This window comes from Pseudomonas mucoides (assembly GCF_015461845.1).
Taxonomy (GTDB): domain Bacteria; phylum Pseudomonadota; class Gammaproteobacteria; order Pseudomonadales; family Pseudomonadaceae; genus Aquipseudomonas; species Aquipseudomonas mucoides.
Genome location: NZ_JACOPW010000007.1, coordinates 222,298 through 239,135, shown reverse-complemented (window position 1 = coordinate 239,135; position 16,838 = coordinate 222,298). Strand labels below are relative to the sequence as shown.

Genomic DNA, 16,838 nt, shown 5'->3' with positions numbered 1-16,838 from the left:
TCGACTCAGTCACACTCAAGAGTGCGTTATGGAAATCGTTTTTCGCAGGACGCGTGTCCGCTCGGCCGCCAAACGGCTGTTGGCTGCCATCGCGCTTATCGTGAGTGGCCCGGCTGCCCAGGCCGCCGCGTTGCCACAGCCCTCTAGTGTGACGTTCTGGTACGCCGATCAGCCGCCGATTCCGGAGCTCGCACAGTTCGACTGGTCGGTGGTCGAGCCCGGGCACATGAGGCAGGGCGACGTGAAAACCCTGCGTGATTTGGGCAGCCAACCATTCGCTTACCTGTCGATTGGCGAGTTCGCCGGCAACAAGGCTGACATCGACAAAGCCCACCTTGGCGGCGCAGTCAGCCCGGTGCGCAACGGCGCCTGGGACAGTCAGGTGATGAACCTGGCCGCGCCGGCGTGGCGTGAACATTTGTTCGGCCGCGCCAAGACGTTGCAGGCCGAAGGCTATGCCGGGTTGTTCCTCGACACCCTCGACAGTTTCCAGTTGCAGCCCGAAGCGGACCGAGAAACACAGCGCCTTGCACTCGCCAGTTTTCTGCGCGAATTGCACCAGCGTCAGCCGACGCTGAAGCTGTTTTTCAACCGTGGCTTTGAAGTCCTGCCCGAGCTTGACGGTGTGGCCGCCGCGGTGGCGGTCGAGTCGATCCATGCCGGTTGGGATGCGACCGCCAAGCGCTATCGCCCGGTGCCTGAGGCCGACCGTGCGTGGCTGGAAACCCAGATCCAGCCGTTGCGCGCCAAAGGCATCCCGCTGGTGGCCATCGACTATTTGCCGCCGGAACGTCGCGATGAAGCGCGCAAGCTGGCCAAACGTCTGCGCGAAGAAGGGTTCATTCCGTACATTGGTACACCTGAACTGGACTCGATGGGCATCAGCAACATCGAAGTCCAGCCGCGCCGGGTCGCGCTGCTGTTCGATCCGCGCGAAGGCGACCTGATCCGCAACGCCGGGCACACCCTGCTCGGCGGCTTGCTCGAATACCTCGGCTACCGGGTGGATTACCTGCCGGTGGACAACACCCTGCCGCAGTACCGCTTCAGCGGTTTGTACGCCGGCGTCATCACTTGGATGACCAGCGGCCCGCCGCAGGACGCCCCGGCGTTCAACACCTGGATCGGCAAGCGCCTGGACGAGCAAGTCCCGGTGGTGTTCTTTTCCGGGCTGCCGATTCTGGACCCGTTGCTGCTCAAGCGTCTGGGTCTGACACGCGAAGCGCCCATCGCCACCCAAGCGTTGAGCATCACCTATCAGGACAAGGCGCTGATCGGAGCGTTCGAAGCACCGGTGCAGCCCCGATCCCGTGACCTGACCGCGATTTCCCTGCTGCCCAAAGGCCCGAAAGCCGCGTTGCTGCTGACCGCCGCCGACGGCCAGACCTTTGCGCCGGTCGCCGTCGCCGACTGGGGCGGACTGGCGCTTGCGCCGTACATTCTCGAAGCGAACAACGAGCGCAGCCGCTGGATTCTCGACCCGTTCGCGTTCCTTCAAGCCAGCCTGCGCCTGCCGGTGCAACCGCGCCCGGACACCACCACTGAAAACGGTCGACGTATCGCCACCGTGCATATCGACGGCGATGGTTTCCCGTCGCGCGCCGAAGTACGTGGCACGCCGTACGCCGGCAAGCAGGTGCTCGACGATTTCATTCGTCCCAATCCGTTTCTGACCTCGGTGTCGGTGATCGAAGGTGAAATTTCGCCACGCGGGATGTTCCCGTTTCTCGCCCGCGAGCTGGAGCCGATTGCCCGTGAGTTGTTCGCCGACCCGAAAGTCGAAGTCGCCACGCACACCTTCAGCCATCCGTTTTTCCTGCAGCCTGAACTGGCCAAGCAGCGTGAAAATTTCCATCCGGAATACGGCTTGAAAATGGCCATTCCGGGCTACGACAAAATTGATTTCCGTCGCGAAATTTTTGGCTCGCGCGACTACATCAACCAGCACCTCACCACCCCGGAAAAACCGGTGAAGATGGTGTTCTGGCCGGGCGATGCGTTGCCGTCGGCCGCCACGATCAAACTGGCTTACGACGCCGGCCTGAAAAACGTCAATGGCGCCGAGACCATGATGACCAAGGCCAACCCGTCGCTGACCGGTTTGAACCCGTTGCTGCGTCCCACCGAAGGCGGTTTGCAGTACTACGCGCCGATCATCAACGAGAACCTCTACACCAACCTGTGGAAAGGCCCGTACTACGGCTTCCGCGATGTGATCGACACCTTCGAACTCACCGACAGCCCGCGACGTATGCGCGGCTTGCACCTGTATTACCACTTCTACTCGAGCACCAAGCAGGCCTCGATCAAGGCCATGGGCGAGATCTACGGCTACATGAAAACGCAGCAGCCGATGTCGCTGTGGATGAGCGATTACCTCGATCGTTTGCACGGTTTGTATCAAGTGAGCATGGCGCGCACCGCTGACGGCGCCTGGCAAATTCGTGGGCTCGACGCACTGCGTACCGTGCGGCTCGACCCGCAAATGGGCTGGCCGGACCTGATGCGCTCGCAAGGCGTTGCCGGTGTTCGCGACTTGCCGCAAGGCCGTTACGTGGCCTTGAGCAGCGACCATGCATTGCTCGTATTGCGTCCCGATCGGGATGAAAGACCGGCACTGGAGGACGCCAATCTGCCGCTGGTGGACTGGCGCTACGTGGATGAGCGCCAGGTGGACTTTTCGTTTGCCGGGCAGGTCGACCTGACCTTCTCCGTGCGCGCCTCGGGCACATGCCGGGTTGAAGTGGACGGACAACGTTTTGCAGGCAAGGCATCCGCCGGCCTGTGGACTTTTCAATTACCAATGAAGCAGGTGAGTCATGGTCAGCTCTTCTGCAACTAAGTCTTCAGCCACTAAAAGCAGCCGCCTGCTCAATCCGTGGACATTGGCGGTGGTGGCCGTGGCGGTCGGCGGCATCCTTTGGCTGACGTTCCAGCGCGAAGAAGTGTTCCAGCCCGATGGTCGTGAACCGGATGCGGTGTCGGCCAATTACGCCGAACTGCTGTTGTCGGCGCACCCGGACGACGATCACTTGCGACTGCAATTGGTCGACCTGTTGATTCGTCTCGGCGACTACACCAAGGCGCGTCAACACCTTGAGAGTTGGCCGAAGCCGGAGCTTGGGTTGCAGGCGTATTACCGGCTGGAACTGGACGCGCTGGAAGCGGCGAAGGCTGACGATCCGGTCGCGCAGAAGGCGTTGATCGAACGCCTGCAAGGCTTCGATCACAGCATGCTGCCGCTGCCGCAATTGCAGAACCTGGCCAAGCTGGCGCTGACCCTTCAGGCACCGGCGTTCGCCGCCAGCGTCTACGAAGAAATTGCCGGGCGCGATCCGGCGCAGCGCATCGAGTCGCTCAAGTCCGCCGCGCAGTGGTATCTGGCCGGTGAGAAACCGGATCGCGCTGCCGAGATTTATCTGCAACTGAAAAAGGACAGTAAAGGCTCCGAGCGTCGTGAATACGCACAACTGGCCTTCAACAGCCTGTTGGCCGCCGGTCACGGGGACCAGGCCGTGCAGGTGCTCGCGGATGAATTGGATCAGCTCAAGGATCCGCAAAATGATGCGGCGTGGCTGGAGCAGGGCGTCGATGTCGCCGTCGGCAGCCAGCGCTTCGATCTGGCGCAGCGATTCGTTGATCAGTGGCGAGTCTTGCAACCCGACAACGCGCAAATCCTCAGGAAGGAATTCGGCATGCGCCTGGCGCTTGGCGATCTGGCCGGTGCCTGGGAAAGCGGTGAGCAGCTCGTGGCCGAACACCCGGATGACTTGGCCTTGCTTGAGCAAATGGCCCATCTGGGCGAATGGCGTGGCGACGGTCAGGCGGCCCTGGCCTATTGGATTCGCTTGCTGAAACTGCACGAAGACCCGCAAACCCGCGAACACGCGTGGCGTCTGGCGAGCCAGCAGTACGACTTCGATCAGGCGATTCCTTTGCTCGCCGACATCATGCAGCAGCGTGCGCTGACTGACGTCGAACTTGATGCGCTGATCTACGGCCATGAATCACGCGGCACGCCGACCGAAGCCGAAGCCTGGTTGCGCGCTTACCTGAACAAGTACCCGACCCATCGCCTGGCGTGGACGCGTCTGGTGCAGAACCTGGAAAACACCGGGCAGTACGCGCACAAGGCCGAGACTTACAAGAGCTACTCGAAACGTTTTGCACTGACCACCTCCGAGCGCATCGATTGGGCCAACACCTACTTGAAGCTGTTTGATAATCAGTCGGCGTGGGGCGTGGTGCAGATCGATAACCGCAAGATCACCGACGAGGAATATTGGAGTCTGCGAGCCTCGCTGGCCTGGGCTCTGGAACTCGACGACGAGCTGCAAGCGTCTCTGGAAAAACTCCTCGCCCTGCGCGGTTCGCTCAACAGTGGCGACGAAAGTCAGCTGATCACGATGTACCGCACCAGCGATCCGAATCGCGCCCTGACCATGATGGTCGGCAGTTGGCAGCGCGTGCATGATCCGCTGCGTCTGGTCGAGGCCTTGCAGCAAGCTCAGGACTTGCAGGACTGGCCGCAAGTCGCCGCCCTGCTCAAGAGTGCCGAGCAATACCCGGACGCCAACGAGCAGGCGCAGGTATTGGCGATTCGCGGTGCTTTGGCGGTGCAGCAGGGACAAACCGAGGAAGCACAGCGCTTGTATCAGTTGGGACTGTCGCGTTTCCCGGATGACAACCTGTTCCGCGAACGCCTGATGTGGCTCTACATCGATCAGGGCAATACCACCGCGCTGAAACCGTTGCTGACTGAATGGCGCCCGCAAGCGCGGCAAGACCGGATTCTGTGGCTGCCGTTCGCCAGTGCCAGCCAGTTGCTCGGTCGTGAAAGCGAAGCGTTGGCCTGGTATCGCCTGTACCTCAAGACCAGTCCGCAGGATTGGCTGGTGCGTGCGGCGTATGCCGATGCCCTCGAAAGCGCCGGTTATCGCGATGCGGCCCAACGCCTGCGCCTGAAGTTGCTGCGCAGCCCTGAGGGTGAAGAGATCAAACCGTCTTCCCAGCGTTATGCGATCTGGTTGCGTCTCATGGCCAGCAGCTATTCGCCGGGCAAAGCAGCGAATGAAGTCGCGCAGTGGAAGGACGGTTCGCCGGCGATGCTGCAATTGTGGTTTGAACGGTTGCTGGCGCGTCTCGACGCGACGAACCAGGAATCGCAGAAAGACCAGTGGCTGGATTGGGCACGCAGCCAGGGCTTGAAGGTCGAGCGCTATGAAGAGATTCAGCAAGCCTTGCGCAGCCGCAACAAGCAGCAGGTCGAAACCCTGTTGGCCAGCAACGACCTGAACCCGGCGCAACGTGCGCAAGCCCTCAGTCGTCTTGGACGATACGCCGAAGCCCTCGACCTTAACGAATCCGCATTGGGTGACGATCAACCGGCCGCGGTACGTGAGCAATTGCGTCGCCAAGCCGTGGAACTTCAGGAATTGACGCCGCAAGGCGCGCAGTTGTCCTGGCATCAACAGGATTTCGGCGGCCTGGAATTCAACGGCCCGCGCCTGCAAGTGGCGCACAACCTGGGCGATCAGTGGTACGCCAACCTTGAGCTGGAGCAGGGCACGTACAACAGCGACCAACTGATTGAATCGCGCATGGGCGACGAGAATAACGCCGGCCTGACCTTGCAGCGTTTCGTCGAGGACGGCAGTTACAAGTTGTTCGCCGACACCAGTCAGCGCAAGGACGACGACCGCAATGGCCTGGGCCTGTCGCGGATCTGGCAGCTGGACGTCAGTGACCAGATCGAAGCGGGCCTGGACTGGAATCGCAAGAGCGAAGACAGCGGCTTGATGCGCGCTTTCGGCCAACACGACAGCCTGTGGCTCGGCGGTCGTCACGGCTTGTCGGCGCGGGATCAGATCAGTTGGGAAGTGGCGCAGAAATCCTTCTCCACCCGCGCGGGCGATTCCCTGGGTAACGGCCAGGCGCTGAAGATGGAATACAACCACACGCTGGAGTTCGCCGGGCCTAACTGGACCGTGCGCAGCGGTGTCGATTATCAGCACAACAACGTCAAGGACCGCACCCTGGATTACCTGTCCAGTGCCAACGGCGGCCCGGTGAAAAGCGTTGATAACTCGGATGATCCAGCGGTCGTCACGGCCGAAGATCTGCTGCAAAGCCGTTACGGCCAACTCTATGTCGGCAGCTCCTGGCGTCGCGGTTTGCCGGGCGCGCTGGTGCGCACTCGTCCGCAATACACCTGGCTGGTGGACGTCACGGCGGGCTGGCAATGGCTGGATCAAACCTTCAACTACGGCATCAACACCGGGATCGGCGTCGAAGTGCTGGGCGATGACGAATTGGCCCTGACCTTCGGCTATCAATCCGCGCCACAAGGCGGGGATGGTCAGGCGGGCGGAACACTGGGTGTGAGCTACGGCGTGCGATTCGGACGCTGATCATGAAATGTTTACGGGAGAAAAACTGATGCAAGCAATTCGTAATCTGAGCCTGGCTCTGGCAGTCCTGTTCGTCGCCGGTTGCGCCAGCTTCACCGGCGACACCAGCCCCAATCTGCCGCGTACTGCGAAGTGGGGCGTGGTGCCGATGGTCAACTATTCGCAGACCCCGCAGGCCGGCGAGCGCAGTGAGCAAATTCTGCTCAGCGTGCTCAGCAGCCACGGTCTGCAACCACGGGTTTACCCGGCCAGCACCCAGGGCGAACAAGCGCTGATGGACGACAACGAACGCCTGGCCGGCGCCCTCGATTGGGCCCGTGATCAGAAGCTCGATTACGTGGTCTCCGGCAGTGTTGAAGAGTGGCAGTACAAGAACGGTCTGGACGGCGAACCGGCGGTGGGCATCAGCCTGCGCGTGCTCGAAGCCAGCAGCGGTCGTGTGCTCTGGAGCAAAAGCGGTGCGCGCGCCGGTTGGTCCCGTGAAAGCCTCGCCGGCACCGCGCAAACGGTGCTCGACACACTTGTTGGCGCCCTTCGGTTCGAGTGAATGCAATGAATTCTCCTCACATGGATTACAGCCTCGCGCCGCGTGCCAGCGGCCCGGTGTCCTGGCTGGAAACGCTGTTGGTGACCGGCGGGGCCGTCGGCCTCGGCTTGTGGCTGACCCCGCAGGACCCGCTGCAAATGCACGCCGGTTTCCCCTGGCCGGTGTTGGCGCCATTGCTGCTCGGTGTGCGCTACGGTTTTGTACGCGGCCTGGTCAGCGCCAGTCTGCTGGTGATGGCGATGTTCGCCCTGCGCTATGTCGGGCATGAAGGCTACGAGCAGCTCGATCCGTCGTTCATCGTCGGCGTGCTGGTCAGCGGCATGCTGGTGGGCGAGGTTCGCGATCTGTGGGAACGGCGCTTGCAGCGTCTGCAGATGGCCAACGATTACCGCCAGTACCGTCTCGACGAATTCACCCGCGCGCACCAGATTCTGCGGGTCTCCCACGACCTGCTGGAGCAGCGCGTGGCGGGCAGCGATCAGAGTTTGCGCAGCTCCTTGCTGGGCTTGCGCGACAAGCTGCGAGTAATGCCGGAAGAAGGTGATGCACTGGCCGCGCTGGCCGACCCGATCGTGACCATGCTCGGTCAGTACGGCGCGTTGCGCGTGGCCGGTTTGTACCGCGTCGACGAGCGTGAAGAAAACGTCTTGCCCGAAGCCTTGGCGACCATCGGCATCATGGGGCCGTTGGGCACCGAAGACGGTCTGGTCAAGCTGTGCCTTGAGCGTGGCGAGCTGGTCAGCGTGCGTCAGGAATTGATCGATGCCGGCAGCTCGGCGCAGTTCTCGTCGTTGCAGGCGTGCATTCCGCTGATCGATGCCGAAGGTCGCTTGCTGGCGATTCTGGCGGTGCGGCAGATGCCGTTCTTCGCCTTCCAGGATCGTACGTTGAGCCTGTTGGCCTTGCTCGCCGGACACATCGCCGACCTGCTGCGCCGCGACCCGCAAGTGCTGCAACTGGCCGACGCCGATGCGCAGCACTTCACGCTGCAACTCAAGCGCTCGCTGGTGGATGTTGAGCAGCACAAGCTGGCGGCCGGCCTGTTTGCCTTTGAAATGACCCGTCCCAACGATGAGCTGGCGCGTTTGTTTGAGCGCAGCCAGCGCGGTCTCGATCTGCAATTGTCGCTGCGTAACGATCGCGATCATTCGTTGTTGCTGGTGCTGCTGCCATTGACCAGTCCGCAAGGCAGCGAAGGGTATCTGGCCCGAATCAACCTGTTGCTGCACGAGCACTTTGGTATCGAAAGCAGCCTGGAAAGCCTTGGCGTGCGTGTGTTGCCGTTCAACCTGGAGCCTGGCTGTGAACGCAACGGGCTGCGTAATTTCCTGTTCAACGAGTGTGGCCTGAATGATCAGCAAGTGGCTGTTTAGCGGAGCCTTGTTGTTAGAGGCGGGCAGTTGGGCCAGCTTGTGGCTCCCGGCGCCCGAGTTACGACAATTGCTGGTGTTCACCTTGAGCCATGGCCTGGCCTGCGTGATGTTGTGCGCGGCGGTGTGGTTGCTGTTGCCGGCGCGTTACCGCTCGCCGCTGCCGTGGAGCCCACTGTTCATCTTCAGCCTGGCGTTCTTTGTGCCGGTACTCGGGGCGGTCGGTGTGGTCGCGGCGATTTTCCCGGCGCTGTACCTGCCGCGCAAACGCGACAAGCAGGCATGGCAAGCGGTAGGCATTCCGAAGCTGCCGTATCGGGCGCAACTGCAATTGCACAAACCGGTATTTGCCGATGGCGGTTTGCAGGACGTGTTGCGTCATGCGCCCGATCCGGACCAGCGTCTGGCCGCGTTGCTGGCCACCCGACGCATGCCCGGCAAAGAAGCCGTGCCGATCCTCAAACTGGCGCTGGCCGACCCGAGCGACGACGTGCGCTTGCTGGCGTACTCGATGCTCGACAAGCAGGAAAGCGACATCAACCTGCACATCCAGATCGCCCTCGGCGAACTGCCCGACGCCAACGCCAAAGCAGCGGGTGCGCTGCATGGCCGGTTGGCGCGCTGGTATTGGGAGCTGGCGTATCTGGGGCTGGCGCAAGGCAGTGTGCTGGATCACGTACTCAATCAAGCCAGCGAACATGCCGAACTGGGCCTGGAAGCAGGCGAGGGCGGTGAGTTGTTTCTGCTGGCCGGGCGCATCGCGCTGGAGCGTGGCGACATCGAGCGCGCTGAAGTGCTGCTCCGTCAGGCCCAGGAGAATGGCATGGGCGCAGCGCAGGTGCTGCCGTTCCATGCAGAACTGGCCTTCGAGGCCGGTCGTTATCACGAAATTCCCGGACTGCTCGCGCGGCTTCCCGAGGAAACCCGTCAGCGGCCACCGTTCGCTGCATTGGTCAGGAGCTGGACATGAGTCACAAGGAACAGGCACCTGTTGCCGACATCTGCCTGCTGCTCGAAGGCACCTGGCCTTACGTGCGCGGCGGCGTTTCCAGCTGGATTCACCAGATGATCCTCGGCCTGCCGGAACTGACCTTTTCGGTGATGTTCATCGGCGGGCAGCGTCAGGCGTATTCGGCGCGCCGCTATGACGTGCCGGCCAACGTGCTGCACATCGAAGAAGTGTTCCTCGAAGATGCCACGCATCCGACCAAGACGCTGGGCGATCCGCGCGAGGCTGACCAACAGCAACTTCAGGATTTGTATCGCTTCCTGCATCACCCGGACGCGCCTGACCTCGACATGGGCGAACGCTTGCTCGACTGCATCGCCCAGGGCGACATGACCCTCGACGATGTGCTGCGCAGCCGCGCCAGTTGGGAAACCCTGAGCGAAGGCTACCGCCAGCATTGCGCCGACCCGTCCTTCGTCAATTATTTCTGGACCCTGCGCTCGATGCAGTCGCCGTTGCTGATGCTCGCCGAAGCCGCACGACGGATGCCGAAAGCGCGGGTGCTGCATTCGATTTCCACCGGCTACGCGGGTTTTCTCGGGTGCATCCTCAAGCAACGCTGGAACTGCACCTATTTGCTCAGCGAGCACGGCATCTACACCAAGGAACGCAAGATCGACCTGGCCCAGGCCAGCTGGATCGCCGAGAGTTCCGGCCAGGCGCTGAACCGCAGCCTTGATGCCGGTTCGGGTTATATCCGCACCTTGTGGGTACGCTTCTTTGAACGCATCGGCCAGCTGACGTACAACAGCGCCGACAACATCATCGCGCTGTACGACGGCAACCGTCAGCGGCAGATCAAGGACGGCGCCATGGCGTCCCGCACCCAGGTGATTCCGAACGGTATCGACCTGCCGGTGTGGACCGCCGCGCTGGAATCCCGTGCCCACGGCATTGCGCCGGTCGTCGGCCTGATCGGTCGTGTGGTGCCGATCAAGGACGTCAAAACCTTTCTGCGGGCCATGCGCGGCGTGATCAGCGCCATGCCGCACGCCGAGGGCTGGATCGTCGGCCCGGAAGAGGAAGACCCGGAATACGTCAGCGAATGCCGCAGCCTGATGGCCAGCCTTGGCCTGGAGGGCAAGGTGCATTTCCTCGGCTTCCAGCGCATTCAGGAGATCTTGCCGAAACTCGGCCTGATGGTGCTGACCTCGATCAGCGAGGCGCAACCGCTGGTGATCCTTGAAGCCTGGGCCGCCGGTACGCCGGTGGTCAGCAGCGACGTCGGCTCGTGCCGTGAGTTGATCGAAGGCGGCAGCGCCGAAGACCGTGACCTTGGGCACGCCGGCAAAGTGGTGGCGATTGCCGACCCGCAAGCCACCAGCGCGGCGATCCTCGAACTGCTGCGCAGCCCGCAACGCTGGCAGGCCGCTCAGGCCAGTGGCTTGTTGCGGGTCACTCGTTACTACACCGAAGCCTTGATGCTGCAGCGTTATCGCGACTTGTATCAAGCTGCCATGGAGAACAGTTAAATGGCCGGGATTGGCTTCGAACTGCGAAAAATCCTTTCGCGTGATTCCTACACCGCGACGTTGCACGCCTACGTCTACGCGGGGCTGATCAGCTCCGGGCCGTGGGTGTTGTCGATCATCAGCGTGATGCTGGTGGGGATCATCAGTATCGGCTTGCTGCTGCCGAACGCCTTGGTCGGGCAGTTTCTGGTGACGGTGACGTACCTGATGGCCACCTCGCTGATCCTCACGGGCGGCCTGCAGTTGTTCTTCACCCGCTTCGTGTCCGACCGGTTGTTCGAGCACAAGTACGATCAGATCCTGCCCAACCTGTTGGGCGTGTTGTTGCTGGTCACCTTGGGCGCGGGGCTGCTGGGCATCATCGTACTGGGTCTGTTGTTCGACCAGCCGCTGATCTACCGCGTGTTGGTGTTGGCCAACTTTGTGGTGCTGTGCAACTTGTGGCTGGTGATCATCTTCCTCTCGGGGATGAAGGCCTATAACCGCATCTTGCTGGTGATGTTGGTGGGTTACACGCTGATGGTCGCGAGTGCTTACCTGCTGAGCTTTCTGCAGATGCCGGGCTTGCTGCTGGCGCTGTTGATCGGGCACAGCACGCTGCTGTTCCTGTTCCTCTACGACATCCTGCGCGAGTACCGGGCCGAGAAACTCATCGCCTTCGATTTCCTCGCACGGCGCAACGTTTTCCTCAGCCTGCTGGCCACCGGTTTCTTCTACAACCTGGGCATCTGGATCGACAAATTCATGTTCTGGTTCAACCCCGGCACCTCCAACGCAATCGTTGGCCCGCTGCGCGCGTCGATCCTGTACGACTTGCCGATTTTCCTCGCGTACCTGGCGATCATCCCTGGCATGGCGGTGTTTCTGGTGCGCATCGAAACCGATTTTGCCGAGTGGTACGACCGTCTGTTCCGGGCAATCCGCGAAGGCGAAACCTTGCAGCACATCGGTCAGCTGAAAACCGAAATGACCTTGTCGATCCGCCAGGGCTTGCTGGAAATCTGCAAGGTCCAGGGCCTGACGGCGGTGCTGTTGTTCCTGTTCGCGCCGCGCTTGCTCGATTGGCTGGGCATCTCCAGTTACTACCTGCCGCTGTTCTACATCGACCTGATCGGCGTGAGCATTCAGGTGGTGTTCATGGCGTTGCTCAACGTGTTCTTCTATCTGGACAAACGCACCGTGGTGCTGGAATTGTGCGTGCTGTTCGCGGTGTTGAACGCGATGCTGACGCTGTTCAGCATGTACCTCGGCCCGAGCTTCTTCGGATACGGGTTTACGCTGTCGCTGCTGATCTGTGTATTGCTGGGCTTACACCGGCTGACCACGGCGCTGGAAGATCTGGAGTACGACACGTTCATGCTGTCGCGCTAACAGTTTTTCAGGCACAAAAAAGGCACTGGCGATCATCGCTCAGTGCCTTTTTTTCATCCGACCAACGTCACCGATGCGTGGACGCTGCGCTGCTAGGCTTGCCTATTCTGTCGCTTCCCTTCAGGAGTCACGGCCATGAGTACTGCACTGGAAACCGTTCTGTACACCGCAAAAACCCACACCGTCGGCGGCCGCACCGGCACCGGCAAGTCCAGCGATGGCGAACTCGACGTCACCTTCAGCTCCCCCGGCTCGGGCAAGCCCGGCACCAACCCGGAGCAACTGTTTGCGCTGGGCTATTCGGCGTGTTTTATCGGCGCGATCCAGGTGGCGGCGGGCAAGATGAAAATCAAATTGCCGGAAGACACGTCGGTGGATGCCGAGGTGGATCTGGGTAAAACCAGTGGTGGGGATTTTCAGTTGGCGGTCAGGTTGAACGTCAACATTCCCGGGTTGGAAGATGGGGTGAAGCGTGAGCTGGCCGACGCTGCGCATCAGATGTGCCCGTATTCACGGATGACGCGGGGGCATGTTTCGGTTGAGCTGAAAGTGGTGTAGATCCTGGCCTCACACCGGATTTGCTTTTTGTAGGAGTGAGCCTGCTCGCGATAGCCATCGTACATTCAAAAAGGAGGGTGACTGACACACGGCCGTCGCGAGCAGGCTCACGCCTACAAGGGGTCAGCGGTGTGGCGAAGATCTCGGCACTTCAACGTTATCCAGCATCCGATTCACCGTCAGTTCCGCCAGCATCACAATCTGCTGAATCGCCATCGCAGTATGCCGGTGCGGCCCTTCCAGATACGCCGCAAAATCACTCGTCATCACACTCGCCGAAGCCAACGTCTCACAGGCATGGGCCAACAGGTCTTCGTTCGTCATATCCGGCGAAACGAAAAACATCGTGCTCGGCTTGCGGGCCGCAGGTGATTTGAGGGCGGAGGGATTGAGGTAATGGTTCAGCGCGCGGTCAGCGGCGTCGTTGAGCTTTTTTGAGTCGGGGGATTCGTAGGGGGATACGTCATCCGCGGCAGGTGGATTTGGGGTTTCTTTAATCATGGCAAGATCGTCCTTTTAATTCATAGGAGCTGCCACTTTTCCGATTCCACTCGAATGGGTGGCAGCTGTGCGCGAGGTGGAAAAACCGAGATAAACGGACAAAACCCGGCAGACCCGAAGGTCTCCCACGCACAGCCGCCATAACTTGAACCTGCGGCCGAAAAAAGCGCGACAGTATGCCATGAGGACATGTTTGTTTATCTTCGGGTTTCCACACCCGATCGCTGATGCGCAGCGACCGACAAAGCCTATCCACTCATCTTCCTACCCGACAACCGCCAAAACCTGTCGGAAATCTCTCCAGAAATCAAAGTGCCTGTAGGATCACGGCGGGATTTTTTGTTTAAAAGATGCTTACAGCCCCGGCGGTTTCTGAGAGTCCGGAGCCTAGTTCGAAGCCCCAACCCCAAACGTTAACCCACCCCAACTCCAATCCTTCGACTGCTTCGTATAACAACCCGGCTGGTTGGCAGGCTCGGCCTCACAGGCAATCCGCCCGCTCTTGCTGGTGTCGGTGGTGCGGTCGTTGTAATACGCACAGCTGGATGTCAGGGAAAGGGTTACCACGACAATCAGTGTTTTAAATTTCATGGTGCCATCCTTGGGAGTAGTACGACAGGGTAGGTCTGGTTGTGTAAAACGCAAATCACCAACCACCAGATGCAACAAAACCCGCACTTCGCGGGTTTTGGCTTGCTTCGTATTTGATGGGCCGGGGTAATTTGAATCAGTTCAGTAAAATATTGATTTATAACATTAATATCTTTTTTTGTTTTTAGTTGGAATACCAATTGGAATACCGTTTAGCCGAAAAATTGCATCGCTCAGGTTTTCATCAGGATTCGTCTGTACCGTTGAGTTTTCCTGTGGAGTAAATTCGTCGCCCGGGGACTGGCTGGGTTCTTCCTGTCGCATTGGGCTGCTGGTAGGGATGGTGGGTATGCGCTCCATGAACCCCACCTATTCAAAATTAGGCGGCGATGGACGACCTATCACGCAAAGATAGAATTGCCACTGTTGGTGAACGGGAAGGAGATAGACCCACAGCATTCTGGCACCTTGGATCTATTGAAGGGCAAGAGACTCAGCACATCGACCGATACTCCAATGATAAGGAGTTTAAGAAGACTAACCGAATGATCAGTGTATCGATGACGCAAAATTTATATGGTAAATCACATTGCCGAAAGTTGCGGATATAGCGAGCGCCCAACTTGATGGGACTTAAAACAATCGCGTATAAGTGCGGTGAACTCATTGCTAGGATTTAAAAATTTTTTTAACTCGGCTCTTATCTGTTTTGCCTTCCCCGCACTTTCAATGCAACATTCTCTTTTAGCCTTGAGGCCAAATACTGCAAACTCATCAAACATGGCATTTATAGAGATCCATAATGCCTTTCGTTGATCACATAAATCTTTGTCGTTCAATCCATAGCGCTGGATAGAAAACGCAACCCTTAATTTATCCCACTCATCTAAATCGATAGGGGGCTCCTTACAAGGTTCAGACTCCCCCAATGCATTAAAACCTATCAATGCAACGTCATCTTCATTTGACGGATCAAGGAACATAGGACTTTCACGGGTGACGGCGATGCCAGGTTTACACACCGCCATTGCATGATCACGTAATGGAAAGTAAGTTCCTTTGCGGGTGTTAGGCATTGGCTTTGATAAACGATAATTTTCAATATCAAATGCCAACCACCAATAACCATCGTGGCAAATAACACCGCTCACTTGACGGGCGTAGCTCTTGGGTCGGAAGTGTTCTAGGTGTGGGTACTCAGCGGTAAATCTCGCCTCGGTGTACCAGCATTTTCCATTGGATAAGGTTTTCAAAAACTCTAACAATCCAAACTCTCGCCAATGCGCTTTATTGCGATGAATGATAGCTTTACGTTTTTTCGCGTTCGGCTCAGCTTTCATTTCCTCCAATAATTCATTGGATCTTATTACCCAAGCTTTTAATGCATCCTTATTGCTTTCCTGGAGCGCAATGTATCTCATTGATGGTCCTCATTGTATTTTCGGTCAATGATGTCTTGTAGCAACTCATCAGTAAGTTCTTCCAGTTCCGCAATATCATCAGCGCTAAAATTACGCTTGGTCATAATTGGATTACGGGCTAATGCTATTGAAAACTGATTAAAATACGGGTGCGGAAAGCTGTGGGCGATGCCCAGTTCGCCCAGCTCACGCGTTAAGCTTTCAAGCTCATCAGCCATTTTCTTCGTTTTATTACGAACACCTAACAGCTTGTACCGTTGGGTAAGACGTTCGACCACGCTGGGAGGCAGCACCGATTTCAAGCCAAAAATATCTGACTGCAATAAACCATCAACTCCCATGCCGATCGGGTCTTCATCAGGCATGTCGGCGCTAACAGTGTATTCTCCATCTTTGTCGTGGCGATTGAGCAAACGCACTTGCTCGCGCTTTAGGCCACCGATCATTAAAGGATTATGGGTAGCGATTAACAGTTGTGACGATTGATCAACCACTTGGTTTTCCAGCAGGCTAAGGTATTCGTAAGTCCAGGCTGGGTTCAGGTGGGTGTCTGGTTCATCCAATAAAAATAGACTTTCTTCGCCTTTAGTGAAATGTAATAAGCCCAGCACGGTGAGCAATTGCTGTTCGCCCTCTGACAACTGGTCAAAACGGATCAGGCCGGCTTTACTGTGGTCGACGGTGACACGCACTTCATCTACTAGATCACACAGGTGCAAGCCTTCCAAATGGGCAAAGAAGTGTGTTTCATCTTCTCCAGGATACATCAGCTCTTTCAGTGTGGATTTGTCTTTAATGTATAAATACAAACGCTCTTGATCTTCTGTGCGGTCTCGAAAATCCTTAGTGACAGTTTCCTCATTGCGTATAGGGGCAATTGCATGTCGCCAAAGACGATCGGTAAAACTCTGAAATGCCCCCTTAGCATACCAGAAAATCGGATCTCCATATTTAAGATCGTTTTCTGTTGGTTTTTTGCTACCGCGCCAAAATGGTTTGTGCATTACAAATAGCGCAGATTCAAAATCATTTATTTTTAAAAAGTCCACGAGGAACTCTTTGATTTTAGGGTTTTCATCCATTAGAAAAAACGCCAGCAATACTAGCTGGCTGTAATCTTTGCGACAATAAAACAGGCGGCGAAGTGGAATGTTGTCACTACTGCTACCTTGCTTCCATTGTTTATAAAGTTCTTTGGTGGGTTTATCAAACAACTTCTCTAAACGTCGGTTCCAACCGGAGTAATAAGCAAATACATACTTAGGCAGATACTCGTCAGCCATTTCATTAAAGGCTTTGGCTGTGAGTTTTTGACCATCGACAGTAAACTGCTGCCGAGAGCGACCTGTAGGAGTATTGGTAACTTGCACTACATGATCGCGGACTTGATAGGTTAATTCATAGTAAAAGCTGGCTACTGAGCCTGCTTCCAGATCACGAAAAATCTCTACCAATGCCTCGATAAGGTTGGATTTTCCGGCACCGTTACGACCCAGCACGACAGTAGTTTGTGGCTGCTGGGCCGGCTTGAACTCAAAATCCTGCAGATTGCCGTAATCCCTTACATAAAGGCGCTCTAATCGCATAC

At 58.0% G+C, this 16,838-nt stretch carries 13 protein-coding genes; 8 read left to right on the top strand and 5 right to left on the bottom strand.

The genetic code is table 11. The features are described from left to right. Nucleotides 1–28 precede the first annotated feature (28 nt). From H8F22_RS25925 to H8F22_RS25890, 8 genes are all read left to right on the top strand, one after another. Nucleotides 29–2,842 (top strand): bifunctional glycoside hydrolase 114/ polysaccharide deacetylase family protein, encoded by a 2,814-nt coding sequence (locus tag H8F22_RS25925; RefSeq protein ID WP_059181654.1) that lies wholly within the window; start codon nt 29–31, stop codon nt 2,840–2,842. After that, nucleotides 2,820–6,410, top strand: a complete 3,591-nt coding sequence (locus H8F22_RS25920) for a tetratricopeptide repeat protein (protein WP_194940843.1) — start codon at nt 2,820–2,822, stop codon at nt 6,408–6,410. The genes H8F22_RS25925 and H8F22_RS25920 overlap by 23 nt, the downstream gene beginning before the upstream one ends. A 28-nt stretch (nt 6,411–6,438) precedes the next feature. After that, nucleotides 6,439–6,957: a hypothetical protein gene (locus tag H8F22_RS25915; protein WP_027924424.1), complete on the top strand. Its 519-nt coding sequence runs from the start codon at nt 6,439–6,441 to the stop codon at nt 6,955–6,957. A 5-nt stretch (nt 6,958–6,962) separates the two neighbouring features. Then, complete coding sequence (locus H8F22_RS25910; RefSeq protein ID WP_228758944.1) at nt 6,963–8,330, top strand: PelD GGDEF domain-containing protein; 1,368 nt, start codon at nt 6,963–6,965, stop codon at nt 8,328–8,330. After that, a complete protein-coding gene (locus H8F22_RS25905; RefSeq protein ID WP_059181651.1) occupies nt 8,308–9,297 on the top strand; it encodes a tetratricopeptide repeat protein in 990 nt (329 codons plus the stop codon). Before H8F22_RS25910 ends, H8F22_RS25905 begins: the two co-directional genes overlap by 23 nt. Continuing rightward, the gene (gene pelF, locus H8F22_RS25900) at nt 9,294–10,808 is read left to right on the top strand and encodes a GT4 family glycosyltransferase PelF (protein WP_059181650.1); all 1,515 of its coding nucleotides are present in this window, start codon (nt 9,294–9,296) and stop codon (nt 10,806–10,808) included. The genes H8F22_RS25905 and pelF overlap by 4 nt, the downstream gene beginning before the upstream one ends. Beyond that, nucleotides 10,809–12,179 (top strand): exopolysaccharide Pel transporter PelG, encoded by a 1,371-nt coding sequence (gene pelG / locus H8F22_RS25895; protein WP_027924428.1) that lies wholly within the window; start codon nt 10,809–10,811, stop codon nt 12,177–12,179. It abuts the gene before it with no gap. 135 nt (nt 12,180–12,314) lie between these two features. Next, entirely contained in the window at nt 12,315–12,737 is a 423-nt protein-coding gene (locus H8F22_RS25890; RefSeq protein ID WP_059181649.1) for an organic hydroperoxide resistance protein, read from the top strand. A 123-nt stretch (nt 12,738–12,860) separates the two neighbouring features. Here H8F22_RS25890 and H8F22_RS25885 read toward each other — a convergent pair whose 3' ends face one another. The 5 genes from H8F22_RS25885 to H8F22_RS25865 form a co-directional block, all read right to left on the bottom strand. After that, entirely contained in the window at nt 12,861–13,238 is a 378-nt protein-coding gene (locus H8F22_RS25885; RefSeq protein ID WP_194940842.1) for a DUF6124 family protein, read from the bottom strand. Nucleotides 13,239–13,625: 387 nt separating this feature from the next. Beyond that, nucleotides 13,626–13,829, bottom strand: coding sequence for a hypothetical protein (locus H8F22_RS25880; RefSeq protein ID WP_194940841.1), 204 nt, complete (start codon nt 13,827–13,829; stop codon nt 13,626–13,628). A 165-nt stretch (nt 13,830–13,994) separates the two neighbouring features. After that, nucleotides 13,995–14,189, bottom strand: a complete 195-nt coding sequence (locus H8F22_RS25875) for a hypothetical protein (protein WP_194940840.1) — start codon at nt 14,187–14,189, stop codon at nt 13,995–13,997. A 224-nt stretch (nt 14,190–14,413) separates the two neighbouring features. Then, the gene (locus tag H8F22_RS25870; RefSeq protein ID WP_194940839.1) at nt 14,414–15,250 is read right to left on the bottom strand and encodes an HNH endonuclease family protein; all 837 of its coding nucleotides are present in this window, start codon (nt 15,248–15,250) and stop codon (nt 14,414–14,416) included. After that, entirely contained in the window at nt 15,247–16,836 is a 1,590-nt protein-coding gene (locus H8F22_RS25865) for an AAA family ATPase (protein WP_194940838.1), read from the bottom strand. The genes H8F22_RS25870 and H8F22_RS25865 overlap by 4 nt, the downstream gene beginning before the upstream one ends. Nucleotides 16,837–16,838: the final 2 nt, after the last annotated feature.

Excerpts from the sequence above, each read along its gene's own strand:
- H8F22_RS25920 (WP_194940843.1), top strand. The coding sequence starts at position 2,820 with ATGGTCAGCTCTTCTGCAACTAAGTCTTCAGCCACTAAAAGCAGCCGC.
- H8F22_RS25885 (WP_194940842.1), bottom strand. The coding sequence starts at position 13,238 with ATGATTAAAGAAACCCCAAATCCACCTGCCGCGGATGACGTATCCCCC.
- pelF (WP_059181650.1), top strand. The coding sequence starts at position 9,294 with ATGAGTCACAAGGAACAGGCACCTGTTGCCGACATCTGCCTGCTGCTC.
- H8F22_RS25915 (WP_027924424.1), top strand. The coding sequence starts at position 6,439 with ATGCAAGCAATTCGTAATCTGAGCCTGGCTCTGGCAGTCCTGTTCGTC.
- H8F22_RS25925 (WP_059181654.1), top strand. The coding sequence starts at position 29 with ATGGAAATCGTTTTTCGCAGGACGCGTGTCCGCTCGGCCGCCAAACGG.
- pelG (WP_027924428.1), top strand. The coding sequence starts at position 10,809 with ATGGCCGGGATTGGCTTCGAACTGCGAAAAATCCTTTCGCGTGATTCC.
- H8F22_RS25905 (WP_059181651.1), top strand. The coding sequence starts at position 8,308 with ATGATCAGCAAGTGGCTGTTTAGCGGAGCCTTGTTGTTAGAGGCGGGC.
- H8F22_RS25890 (WP_059181649.1), top strand. The coding sequence starts at position 12,315 with ATGAGTACTGCACTGGAAACCGTTCTGTACACCGCAAAAACCCACACC.
- H8F22_RS25880 (WP_194940841.1), bottom strand. The coding sequence starts at position 13,829 with ATGAAATTTAAAACACTGATTGTCGTGGTAACCCTTTCCCTGACATCC.
- H8F22_RS25865 (WP_194940838.1), bottom strand. The coding sequence starts at position 16,836 with ATGCGATTAGAGCGCCTTTATGTAAGGGATTACGGCAATCTGCAGGAT.
- H8F22_RS25875 (WP_194940840.1), bottom strand. The coding sequence starts at position 14,189 with ATGGAGCGCATACCCACCATCCCTACCAGCAGCCCAATGCGACAGGAA.
- H8F22_RS25910 (WP_228758944.1), top strand. The coding sequence starts at position 6,963 with ATGAATTCTCCTCACATGGATTACAGCCTCGCGCCGCGTGCCAGCGGC.
- H8F22_RS25870 (WP_194940839.1), bottom strand. The coding sequence starts at position 15,250 with ATGAGATACATTGCGCTCCAGGAAAGCAATAAGGATGCATTAAAAGCT.